6 protein-coding genes are annotated in these 12193 nt (G+C 60.2%); 4 read left to right on the top strand and 2 right to left on the bottom strand.

Annotated elements, in window-relative coordinates:
• Window positions 1-61: 61 nt before the first annotated feature.
• Together xdhB and xdhA are read right to left on the bottom strand one after the other, a co-directional pair.
• Window positions 62-2461: a xanthine dehydrogenase molybdopterin binding subunit gene (gene xdhB, locus J2Y39_RS04225; RefSeq protein ID WP_310215289.1), complete on the bottom strand. Its 2400-nt coding sequence runs from the start codon at window positions 2459-2461 to the stop codon at window positions 62-64.
• A complete protein-coding gene (gene xdhA / locus J2Y39_RS04230; protein WP_310215291.1) occupies window positions 2454-3908 on the bottom strand; it encodes a xanthine dehydrogenase small subunit in 1455 nt (484 codons plus the stop codon). The genes xdhB and xdhA overlap by 8 nt, the downstream gene beginning before the upstream one ends.
• A 268-nt stretch (window positions 3909-4176) precedes the next feature.
• On the opposite strand from xdhA, the gene J2Y39_RS04235 reads away from it, so the two are divergent.
• The 4 genes from J2Y39_RS04235 to ligA all read left to right on the top strand — a co-directional run bounded on the left by J2Y39_RS04235 (window position 4177) and on the right by ligA (window position 11973).
• Complete coding sequence (locus J2Y39_RS04235) at window positions 4177-4836, top strand: GntR family transcriptional regulator (RefSeq protein WP_039763015.1); 660 nt, start codon at window positions 4177-4179, stop codon at window positions 4834-4836.
• Window positions 4837-4838: 2 nt separating this feature from the next.
• Window positions 4839-8327 (top strand): chromosome segregation protein SMC, encoded by a 3489-nt coding sequence (gene smc / locus J2Y39_RS04240; protein ID WP_310215293.1) that lies wholly within the window; start codon window positions 4839-4841, stop codon window positions 8325-8327.
• Window positions 8328-8586: 259 nt separating this feature from the next.
• On the top strand, window positions 8587-9450 hold the full coding sequence (zipA, locus tag J2Y39_RS04245) for a cell division protein ZipA (RefSeq protein ID WP_016773851.1): 864 nt from the start codon (window positions 8587-8589) through the stop codon (window positions 9448-9450).
• 162 nt (window positions 9451-9612) lie between these two features.
• Window positions 9613-11973, top strand: a complete 2361-nt coding sequence (gene ligA, locus J2Y39_RS04250; protein ID WP_310215296.1) for an NAD-dependent DNA ligase LigA — start codon at window positions 9613-9615, stop codon at window positions 11971-11973.
• Window positions 11974-12193: the final 220 nt, after the last annotated feature.

A 12193-nucleotide genomic window follows, 5' to 3' on the forward strand; every position in this document is an offset into this window, starting at 1 on the left:
ACATTGGCAATGCATTCCAAATGTGGGAGCGAGCCTGCTCGCGAATGGCCGCGCCTCGGTCCTAGAGCGGAGCCAGCTCGGTTTCAGCTTCGACGGCTTTCACCGCTTTGAGCTGGCGCATCTGCTCGCAACCCCACAACACCCGCTCCGGCGTGGCTGGCGCGTCGATTTTCGGCTGATGCTGATAATCACCGAGGCTCGCCACCGCGTCCTTGATCGCGCACCAGGCGGCGATGCCGAGCATGAACGGCGGTTCACCGACAGCTTTGGAATGGAACACCGTGTCTTCCGGGTTCTTGCGGTTTTCCACCAGTTTCACCCGCAGATCCAGCGGCATGTCCGCCACCGCCGGGATCTTGTAGCTGGCCGGGCCGTTGGTCATCAGCTTGCCCTTGTTGTTCCAGACCAGCTCTTCCATGGTCAGCCAGCCCATGCCCTGGACGAAACCGCCCTCGACCTGACCGATGTCGATCGACGGGTTCAGCGAGGCGCCGACGTCATGCAGGATGTCGGTGCGCAGCATCTTGTACTCGCCGGTCAGGGTGTCGACGATCACTTCGCAGCAGGCTGCGCCAAAGGCGAAGTAATAGAACGGACGGCCCCGCGCCTGACTGCGGTCGTAGTAGATTTTCGGGGTCTTGTAGAAGCCAGTGCTCGACAGCGAAACCTGATTGAAATACGCCTGCTGGATCAGCGCTTCGAACGTCAGGATCTGCTCGCGCACCCGCACGTGGCCGTTGCGGAATTCGACGTCTTCTTCGCTGACCTTGTAGTGCCGCGCGGCGAATTCGACCAGGCGTTGCTTGATGGTCTGTGCTGCGTTCTGCGCGGCTTTGCCGTTCAGGTCGGCGCCGCTGGAAGCAGCGGTCGGCGAGGTGTTGGGCACTTTGTCGGTGTTGGTCGCGGTGATCTGTACACGATCGATTTCGACCTGAAAAACTTCCGCCACGACCTGAGCGACTTTGGTGTTCAGGCCCTGGCCCATTTCCGTACCACCGTGGTTCAGGTGGATGCTGCCGTCGGTGTAGATGTGGATCAGCGCACCGGCCTGATTGAGGAAACTGGCGGTGAAGGAAATGCCGAATTTCACCGGGGTCAGCGCCAGGCCTTTTTTCAGGATCGGGCTGTTGGCGTTGTAGCGACGGATCGCTTCGCGGCGCTCGGCGTACTGGCTGCTTTCTTCCAGCTCGGCGGTCATCTCTTCGAGCATGTTGTGCTCGACGGTCTGGTAGTAGTGGGTGACGTTGCGCTCGGTTTTGCCGTAGTAGTTGGCCTTGCGCACCGCCAGCGGGTCGAGCTTCAGGTGCCGGGCAATCGCGTCCATCACTTCTTCGATGGCGACCATGCCTTGCGGGCCGCCGAAGCCGCGATAAGCGGTGTTCGACGCGGTGTTGGTTTTGCAACGGTGACCGTTGATGGTTGCATCGCCGAGATAGTAGGAGTTGTCCGAGTGGAACATCGCCCGGTCAACGATCGAGGCGGACAGGTCCGGCGAGCAGCCGCAGTTGCCGGCCAAGTCCATGTTGATCCCGTGCAGACGGCCGCTGCTGTCGAAGCCGACGTCGTATTCAACGTAGAACGGGTGGCGCTTGCCGGTCATCAGCATGTCTTCGACACGCGGCAGGCGCATCTTGGTCGGTTGGCCGGTGAGGTGCGCGACCACCGCGCACAGGCACGCCGGGCTCGCAGCCTGGGTTTCCTTGCCACCGAAACCACCGCCCATGCGGCGCATGTCGACGACGATCTTGTTCATCGACACGTCGAGCACTTCGGCGACCAGTTTTTGCACTTCGGTCGGGTTCTGCGTCGAGCAGTAGACGATCATGCCGCCGTCTTCAGTAGGCATCACCGAGGAGATCTGTGTCTCCAGATAGAAGTGCTCCTGGCCGCCGATGTGCAGCGTGCCCTGAATGCGGTGTTCAGCCGTGGCCAGCGCCGAAGCCGAGTCGCCGCGCTGATGGGTGTGGCTGTCGAGCACGAAGTGGCGTTTGCGCAGGGCTTCGACCACGTCGAGCACCGGTTCGAGGTCTTCGTATTCGATGATTGCGGCCATCGCTGCTTTGCGCGCGGTCTCCAGATCTTTCGCTGCGACTGCCAGCACTGGCTGGCCGACGAACTGCACGTCATCGATGGCCAGCAGCGGGTCACCCGGCATCAGCGGGCCGATGTCCTTCAGGCCCGGCACGTCTTCGTGGGTGATGACAATGCGCACGCCTTCGAAGGCGTAGCACGGCGACGTGTCGATGCTGAGGATTTTCGCGTGGGCACGGTCCGACAGGCGCGCATACAGGTGCAGCTGGTTGGGAAATTCCAGCCGATCATCGATGTACTGCGCTTCACCGGACACATGCTTGGCGGCGCTGTCGTGCTTGACGCTGCGGCCGACACCGGTGGTCAGATCCTTGGCGAACAATTCGGCCAATTCAGCCTGGGTCTTCTCTACGGCGTGATGGTTAGACATAAGCGGTCACCCGAGTCTCGATGTGCGGTGTTTGCAGTTCGATGAAGTATTTGCGCAGCAGGTTCTGCGCGCTGAGCAGGCGATATTCCTTGCTGGCGCGGAAGTCCGAGAGTGGCGTGAAATCCTCGGCCAGCGCGGCGCAGGCGCGTTCGATCACGGCGTTATTGAACGGCTGACCGAGCAGCACGGCTTCGCAATTCGCAGCGCGTTTGGGGATTGCCGCCATACCGCCGAAGGCCACCCGGGCGTCGCTGATCACGCCATTTTCCACGCGCAGATTGAACGCAGCACAGACGGCGGAGATGTCGTCGTCCAGACGCTTCGACACTTTATAGGCGCGGAACAGCTGCTCGGCGCTGGCGCGCGGGACGATGATTTTTTCGATGAACTCGCTTTCCTGCCGCGCCGTGACGCGATAGTCGATGAAGTAATCTTCCAGGTTCAAGGTGCGGCGGGTTTCGCCTTTGCACAGCACGATCTGCGCGCCGAGGGCGATCAGCAGCGGTGGCGAGTCACCGATCGGCGAGGCGTTGCCGATGTTGCCGCCGAGGGTGCCTTGATTGCGGATCTGCAACGAGGCGAAGCGGTGCAGCAATTCGCCGAAGTCCGGGTACTCGGCATTCAACGCCTCGTAGCAGTCGGAAAGGGCAGTGGCGGCGCCGATTTCGATGCGGTCATCGAAGGTTTCGATGCGCTTCATTTCGGCGACGTTGCCGACATAGATCATTACCGGCAGGGTGCGGTGGAACTGGGTGACTTCCAGCGCCAGATCGGTGCCGCCGGCGAGCAGCCGCGCTTGCGGATAAGCGTCGTAGAGGTCGGCCAGGTCAGCGACGGTCAGCGGCACCAGGCAGCGTTTGTCGCCGCTGTTGAGTTCACCGATATCGGTCGGCGCGATGGCCTTGAGGCGGGCAATGGTTTCGGCTTCGCGGGCGTCGAACTGATCCGCTGGCTTGGCGCAGCAGGATTGTTCGGCAGCGGCGAGAATAGGCCGGTAGCCGGTGCAGCGGCAGAGGTTGCCGGCCAGCGCTTCGTGGGCCTTGGCCTGATCCGGCGCATCGCTGTTCTTTTGCAGGGCGAACAACGACATGACGAAACCGGGAGTGCAGAAGCCGCACTGCGAACCGTGGCACTCGACCATGGCTTTCTGCACGCTGTGCAGTTCGCCCTTGTGCTTGAGGTCTTCAACGCTGATCAGTTGTTTGCCGTGCAACGACGAAACGAAGGTCAGGCACGAGTTGAGGCTGCGATAGCGAATATGTTCACGCCCGCTGTCATCGGTCTGCAACTCGCCAACCACCACGGTGCAGGCGCCGCAGTCGCCACTGGCGCAACCTTCTTTGGTGCCGGGCTTGCCCACATGTTCACGCAGATAATTGAGCACAGTCAGATTCGGGTCCAGGGCGTGCTCGCTACGGAGTTCCTGGTTAAGTAAAAACTGGATCACGGAAGGCCTCGCAGACTCATTATTGTTGTTAACCGACGTGAACCGAATTTAGCAGGTCTGACTTTTCGGTCAATGGTTTTCTGACTTAAAGGTCAGGAAAATCCGTTTCGTCGATCAACAGCGTGTCTATTCAGTATTGACCTTCATCGGTCACCGCGCTTTTTTGCGGGATTCGTGCCAAAAACCGCTGAGTGGGCACTCCGCCATGACCGCGCATTTGCGCTACACTGCGCCGCTTGTGCAGATCGATAGAGTTTGAAGGACAACCATGACGTTCAAGGCGCCGGACAGCCTCGCCGAGCAAATCGCTCACCACCTCGCCGAACGCATCATTCGTGGCGAAATGAAGCCGGGAGAGCGCATCCAGGAACAGAAGGTCACGCTGGCGCTCAACGTCAGCCGCGGTTCGGTCCGCGAAGCCTTGCTGATCCTCGAGCGCCGTCACCTGATCGCGATCCTGCCGCGTCGTGGCGCCCACGTTACCGAGCTGACGCCGCACAAGGTGCAGAGCCTGTGCACGCTGATGAGCGAGCTGTACATCCTGCTCGGCAATTCCGTGGCCAACGGCTGGCAAGTGCAGTCGGACATGGCGCCGTTCGTGCAGATCCAGCAGCGCCTGACCGCCAATTACGAACGCGGCGATATCCGCAGCTTCGTCGATGACAGCTTCGCGGTGATGCGCGCCGCCTATCCGTTTGCCAACAATCCGTACCTGCAAGAAACCGTCGAGAACCTCCAGCCGGCGATGAGCCGTGCGTATTTCCTCGCCCTCGAACAGCGCAAGGCGGAAATGAGCGAGTTCCTCGAACTGTTCGAACGCTTGCTCGCCGCCGTACTCGCCCGTGATTTGCCGCAGATCCGCATCGTGCTCACGGCTTATGCCCAGCGCAGCTGCGATCTGGTGGTGTCTGCGCTGACGGTTGCCTGAGCGTGCGGCTGAAGTGCATCAAACTGGCGGGGTTCAAATCCTTCGTCGACCCGACCACGGTGAACTTCCCCAGTAACATGGCGGCGGTCGTCGGGCCGAACGGTTGCGGCAAGTCGAACATCATCGACGCCGTGCGCTGGGTGATGGGCGAAAGTTCGGCGAAGAACCTCCGTGGCGAGTCGATGACCGATGTCATCTTCAACGGCTCGACCAGTCGCAAACCGGTGAGCCAGGCCAGTATCGAGCTGGTGTTCGACAACTCCGACGGCACGCTGCTCGGCGAATACGCCGCCTACGCGGAAATTTCCATCCGCCGCAAAGTCACCCGCGACAGCCAGACCACGTATTACCTCAACGGCACCAAATGCCGTCGGCGCGACATCACCGATATTTTCCTCGGCACCGGCCTCGGCCCGCGCAGCTACTCGATCATCGAACAGGGGATGATCTCCAAGCTGATCGAATCCAAGCCCGAAGACCTGCGTAACTTCATCGAGGAAGCCGCCGGCATCTCGAAATATAAAGAGCGCCGTCGCGAGACCGAGAACCGCATCCGCCGCACCCACGAAAACCTCGCCCGCCTCACCGACCTGCGCGAAGAACTGGAGCGCCAGCTCGAACGTCTGCACCGTCAGGCCGAGGCGGCGAAAAAGTATCAGGAACTCAAGGCCGAAGAGCGTCAGCTCAAGGCGCAACTGTCGGCGCTGCGCTGGCAGGACCTCAACGAGCAGGTCGGCCAGCGCGAGTCGATCATCGGCAACCAGGAAGTCAGCTTCGAAGCGCTGGTCGCTGAACAGCGTAACGCTGACGCCGCCATCGAACGCCTGCGTGACGGTCACCACGACCTGTCCGAACGCTTCAATCTGGTGCAGGGCCGCTTCTATTCGGTCGGCGGCGACATCGCCCGGGTCGAGCAGAGCATCCAGCACGGCCAGCAGCGTTTGCGTCAGTTGCAGGACGATCTGAAAGAAGCCGAGCGCGCGCGTCTGGAAACCGAATCGCACCTGGGCCACGACCGCACGTTGCTGCTGACCCTCGGCGAAGAACTGGACATGCTCACCCCCGAGCAGGAAGTCACCAGCGCCGCCGCCGAGGAAGCCGCTGCGGCCCTCGAAGAAGCCGAAACCACTATGCACGGCTGGCAGGAGCAGTGGGACGCTTTCAACCTGACCGCTGCCGAACCGCGCCGTCAGGCCGAAGTGCAACAGTCGCGGATCCAGCAGCTGGAAAGCAGCATGGAGCGCCTGGCCGACCGGCAGAAACGCCTCGGCGAAGAACGTGCGTTGCTTTCAGCCGATCCGGAAGATGCGGCGATCATGGCGCTCAACGAGCAGCTCGCCGAGTCCGAAGCGACCCTGGAAGATTTGCAGACCAGCGAAGAAGCGCAGGTCGAAAAGCTCGAACAACTGCGTCAGGAATTGCAGCAGGCGTTGACCGCCCAGCAGCAGGCGCAGGGCGATCTGCAGCGGCTCAACGGGCGTTTGGCGTCGCTGGAAGCCTTGCAGCAGGCCGCGCTCGATCCGGGCACCGGCACCGCCGAATGGTTGAAGGAACACAATCTCGCCGAGCGTCCGCGTCTGGCCGAAGGCCTTAAGGTCGAGGCCGGTTGGGAGCTGGCGGTGGAAACCGTGCTCGGCGCCGATCTGCAAGCGGTGCTGGTCGACGACTTCAGCGGTTTTGATTTGTCCGGTTTCACCCAAGGCGATTTGCGCCTGCTCAGCCCGGCCAGCGATGGCGTGCGGGTGGCGGGCAGTCTGCTGGACAAAGTCGAGGCGCAGATCGATCTGTCGCCGTGGCTTGGTCAGGTCAAACCGGTCGACAGCCTTGAACAGGCGCTGGCCTTGCGCGGCCAGTTGAGCGCCGGGCAGAGCCTGATCAGTCGCGATGGCTACTGGGTCGGTCGACACTTTTTACGCGTACGTCGCGCCAGCGAAGCGGAAAGCGGCATGCTCGCCCGTGGCCAGGAAATCGAAGACCTGCAACTGGAGCGTGAAGAGCGCGAAGCCACGGTCGAGGCCATGGAAACCCGCCTGCAAACCCTGCGCGCGCAACAGCGCCAGCAGGAAAACGGCCGCGAACATCTGCGCCGCTTGCTGCAGGACGAAGCGCGCCAGCAAGGCGAACTGAAAGCACAATTGTCCGCCGGCAAGGCCAAGGCCGAGCAACTGACATTGCGCCGCACCCGTCTCGATGAAGAACTGGTCGAACTCGCCGAACAGCGCGAGCTTGAGCACGAGCAGGTCGGTGAAGCGCGCATGAATTTGCAGGAAGCGCTGGATTCCATGGCGCTCGACACCGAGCAGCGCGAGTTGCTGCTGGCCCAGCGCGACAGCCTGCGCGAACGCCTTGATCGCGTGCGTCAGGAAGCGCGGCAGCACAAGGATCACGCCCATCAATTGGCCGTGCGTCTCGGCTCGTTGCGCGCCCAGCATGACTCCACGCGCCAGGCGCTGGAGCGTCTGGAGATGCAGGCCGAGCGCCTGACTGAAAAGCGCGAACAGTTGAGTCTGAATCTGGAGGAGGGTGAGGCGCCGCTGGAAGAGCTGCGTCTGAAACTCGAAGAACTGCTCGACAAGCGCATGACCGTCGATGAAGAACTCAAGACCGCGCAGATCGCCTTGGAGGACGCCGATCGTGAATTGCGCGACGCGGAAAAACGCCGCACCCAGGCCGAGCAGCAATCGCAGTTGATTCGCGGCCAGCTCGAACAACAGCGCATGGAATGGCAGGCGCTGACCGTACGGCGCAAGGCTTTGCAGGATCAATTGCTCGAAGATGGCTACGATCTCAATGGCGTGCTCGCCACATTGACGGCGCAAGCCAGTGAACGCGAGGCCGAAGAAGAACTCGAACGCATCAACGCGCGAATTCAGCGCCTGGGTGCGATCAACCTCGCGGCCATCGATGAATACACGCAACAATCGGAGCGTAAACGTTATCTGGATGCGCAGGACGCCGATCTGGTCGAGGCGCTGGAGACCCTGGAAAACGTCATCCGCAAGATCGACAAGGAAACCCGCAACCGTTTCAAAGATACCTTTGATCAGATCAACGGCGGTTTGCAGGCACTTTTCCCGAAAGTTTTCGGTGGCGGGCGCGCGTATTTGGAACTGACGGGCGAAGATCTACTCGATACAGGGGTGACGATCATGGCGCAGCCGCCCGGGAAGAAGAACAGCACCATCCATTTGCTCTCCGGCGGCGAAAAGGCCCTGACTGCACTGGCCCTGGTTTTTGCCATCTTCAAGTTGAACCCGGCGCCGTTCTGCATGCTCGATGAGGTTGACGCGCCACTGGATGACGCTAACGTTGGACGCTACGCACGCCTGGTCAAAGAGATGTCGCAGACCGTGCAGTTCATCTACATCACCCACAACAAGATCGCCATGGAAATGGCCGAGCAGTTGATGGGTGTGACGATGCATGAACCGGGCTGCTCGCGACTGGTGGCGGTGGATGTCGAGGAGGCGATGGCGATGGTGGATGCCTGAGTCGGTGTGGTGTCGGAATAGTTTTGGAGGTCTGTAGGACTTTTTACTGACATCGGCGGGATGGCCAATCGACATATTCGCGCAAGCCAAATGAGACAGACGGTGTAAAGTTGTCTTTGGTCGTGCTAGTTTAATGTCAATTTTTCGTATACGTGGGCAAAACGCCTGTCAGAACATAGAGTTGGCGCCACGTTTTAAAGCGGTTTACGCAGTGTAAACCCCTTATTTTTCAGCATTTTTTATAGAGGCACGGGATTACATGGAAATCGGTCTGCGCGAGTGGCTGATCGTCATCGGCATCATTGTGATAGCCGGTATTCTTTTCGATGGCTGGCGCCGTATGCGCGGCGGCAAGGGAAAGCTGAAATTCCGTCTCGACCGGAGCCTGTCCAATCTGCCGGACGAGGACACCAGCGCCGAGCTGTTGGGCCCGGCCCGCGTCCTGGACACGCACAAAGAGCCGCAACTGGACGAGCACGATCTGCCGTCGGTGAGCATGCCCAACCGCGAAGCCCGCGAGCCGCGTGAATCCGGTTCGAAACGTGGCAAGCGCGGCAGCAACGGCCCGGCGCAGGGCGACTTGAACCTCGACCTCGATCTGGACGGCGGCCCGAGCTTCAGCAGCCGTGACGACGATTTCGCCGAAGACAGCAAGCCTGCAGCGGCCGTGGCGGAAAAAGATCAGCCGCAAGCCGAAGAAGTCCTGGTGATCAGCGTGATCTGCCGCGACCCGGCCGGCTTCAAAGGCCCGGCGCTGCTGCAGAATATTCTCGAAAGCGGCCTGCGTTTCGGCGAGATGGACATTTTCCACCGCCACGAAAGCATGGCCGGCAACGGCGAAGTGCTGTTCTCCATGGCCAACGCGGTCAAGCCGGGTATCTTCGATCTGGACGACATTGACCACTTCAGCACCCCGGCGGTGAGCTTCTTCCTCGGTCTGCCAGGCCCGCGTCATCCGAAGCAGGCCTTCGACGTGATGGTCGCGGCAGCCCGCAAGCTGTCCCAGGAATTGAACGGCGAATTGAAAGACGATCAGCGCAGCGTACTGACCGCCCAGACGATTGAGCATTACCGTCAGCGCATCGTCGAATTCGAACGCCGCGCATTGACCCAGAAGCGCTAAGGCCAGATCAAAAGATCGCAGCCTTCGGCAGCTCCTACAGAGGATCGCGATACTGTAGGAGCTGACGAGTGCAACGAGGCTGCGATCTTCTGGCCCCGCCGCCGATAATGGAATAAAACTGGAGCAGCCTCGGCTGCTCTTTTGCTTTATGAGAGAACACCCATGACCGCCGCCAAAACCCGCATTCTAGAGCTGCGCGCTGAGCTGGATCAGCACAACTATAACTATTACGTTATGGATGAGCCCAGCATTCCTGACGCTGAGTATGATCGGCTTTTTAACGAGCTAAAGACGCTTGAGGCTGAAAATCCGGACCTGATTACTGCCGATTCACCTACTCAACGGGTGGGGGGCGCGCCCTCACTGAGCTTTACGCAAGTAGCTCACGCAATTCCGATGCTTAGCATTCAGAGTGTATTTTCTGAGGATGATGTGCGTGACTTCGATAAAAGAGTTGCAAAAGCCTTAAATCTGCCGCCATCGGATTTATTTGGTGATGGTTCATTGGTGGAGTACAGCTGCGAGCCGAAAATGGATGGGTTGGCAGTGAGTTTAATTTACACAAATGGCGTTTTTGAACGAGCAGCTACGCGTGGGGACGGTACGACGGGAGAGGACATTACCGCCAATATAAGAACTGTTCGGTGTATCCCTCTGAGGCTTAAAGGCAGCGATTGGCCTCAGGTTTTAGAAGTGCGTGGTGAGGTGTTCATGTCCATAGCCGGATTTGAAAGGCTCAATGCGCTCCAACTCGAAGCTGGAGGGAAAATATTTGCCAATCCCCGGAATGCTGCTGCTGGAAGCGTGCGCCAGTTAGATCCTCGGGTGACCGCGCGCCGCCCACTGGATTTCTGTGCATATGGGGTCGGCGATGTTAGAGGTTGGGAGTTGCCGGACAAATATTCGAGTGTCCTAAAACAACTCAAAAAATGGGGTTTTCCCATTAGTCGAGAGCTGAAGGTGGCTGATGGTATTGAGCAGTGCCTTCAATATCATCGAGATATTGGAGAGCGTCGTAACAAACTAAGCTTTGAGATCGACGGTGTGGTTTTCAAGGTCAACAGTATCGCAGACCAAGAAGAGCTAGGCTTCCGCGCCCGCGAGCCGCGCTGGGCGATCGCACACAAATTCCCGGCGATGGAAGAACTCACCGAGCTGCTCGACGTGGAATTCCAGGTCGGCCGCACCGGTGCGGTAACTCCCGTGGCGCGCCTGAAACCGGTGAAAGTCGCCGGCGTCACCGTGGCCAGCGCCACGTTGCACAACATGGACGAAGTCGCGCGGCTGGGCCTGATGATCGGCGATACGGTGATCATTCGCCGCGCCGGCGATGTGATTCCGCAAGTGGTGCAAGTGATCACCGAGCGTCGCCCCGATGACGCGCGCCCGGTGGCCATTCCCGAAAGCTGCCCGGTGTGCGGCTCCCACGTTGAACGCACGCAACTGGTCAAGCGCAGCAAGGGCAAGGAAACCTTCAGCGAAGGCGCGGTGTATCGCTGCGTTGGCCGACTGGCCTGTGGCGCGCAATTGAAGCAGGCGATCATTCACTTCGTCTCGCGCCGGGCCATGGACATCGAAGGCTTGGGCGACAAGAGCGTCGAACAACTGGTCGACGAAGGCCTGGTCAGCTCGCCGGCCGATCTGTATGCGCTGAAGTTCGACGACATCGTCGATCTGGAAGGCTTCGCCGAGGTATCGAGCAACAAGCTTCTCAAAGCCATTGAAGACAGCAAGCAACCGAGCCTGGCACGTTTCATCTACGCCCTCGGCATTCCCGATGTCGGCGAAGAGACGGCGAAGGTGCTGGCGCGTTCGCTGGGTTCACTGGAGCGCGTGCAACAGGCTTTGCCGCATGTGCTGACCTATCTGCCGGACGTCGGCCTGGAAGTGGCGCACGAGATTCACAGTTTCTTTGAGGATGCGCACAACCAGCAGGTCATCAGCGAATTGCTCGGCCATGGTTTGCAGATTCAGGATCAAGGCGAGTTGGGCGCCGAATTCGCCGCCAGTACCACGCTGGGCGGCTTGCTCGACAAACTGCACATTCCTTTCGTCGGCCCCGGTGGTGCGCAAAAACTCGCCGACCGCTTTGGCTCGCTGGAAGCGGTGATGAACGCTGACTGGCTGGACATGCGCCAGGCATTGCCGGAGAAGCAGGCCAACTCGGTGCGCGGGTTCTTCGCCTCGCCTGAGCATCGGCAACTGGCCGAGCAGGCCGAGCAGCAATTGCGCGATTTCGGCATGCATTGGCAGAGCGAGAAGAAAGTCGTCGAAGGTCTGCCGCTGTCCGGGGAAACCTGGGTGCTGACCGGCAAGGTCGAACTGATGAGCCGGGATGTGGCCAAGGATCATCTGGAAAGCCTGGGTGCCAAGGTCGCCGGTTCGGTGTCGGCGAAAACCCATTGCGTGGTTGCAGGCCCGGGTGCCGGCTCGAAACTGACCAAGGCCAACGAGCTGGGTGTGAAGGTCATGGACGAGGAAGCGTTTATCGCCTTCCTCAAAACCCACGGCGTCGCCGTCTGACCGGGTGAACCCCTGTGGCGAGGGGATTTATCCCCGTCCGGATGGACACCTGTGGCGAGGGGATTTATCCCCGCTGGGTTGCGCAGCGACCCCAAAACCCTGCGACCGATCATTTCATCTGTATCGCGTGTACGGTTTTTTGCGACTGCTGCGCAGTCAAGCGGGGATAAATCCCCTCACCACAATGGTGCTATCACCCGGCTGCGCGGTTATGGGTGGG

This window comes from Pseudomonas sp. 2957 (assembly GCF_031456345.1).
Classification (GTDB): Bacteria; Pseudomonadota; Gammaproteobacteria; order Pseudomonadales; family Pseudomonadaceae; genus Aquipseudomonas; species Aquipseudomonas siliginis.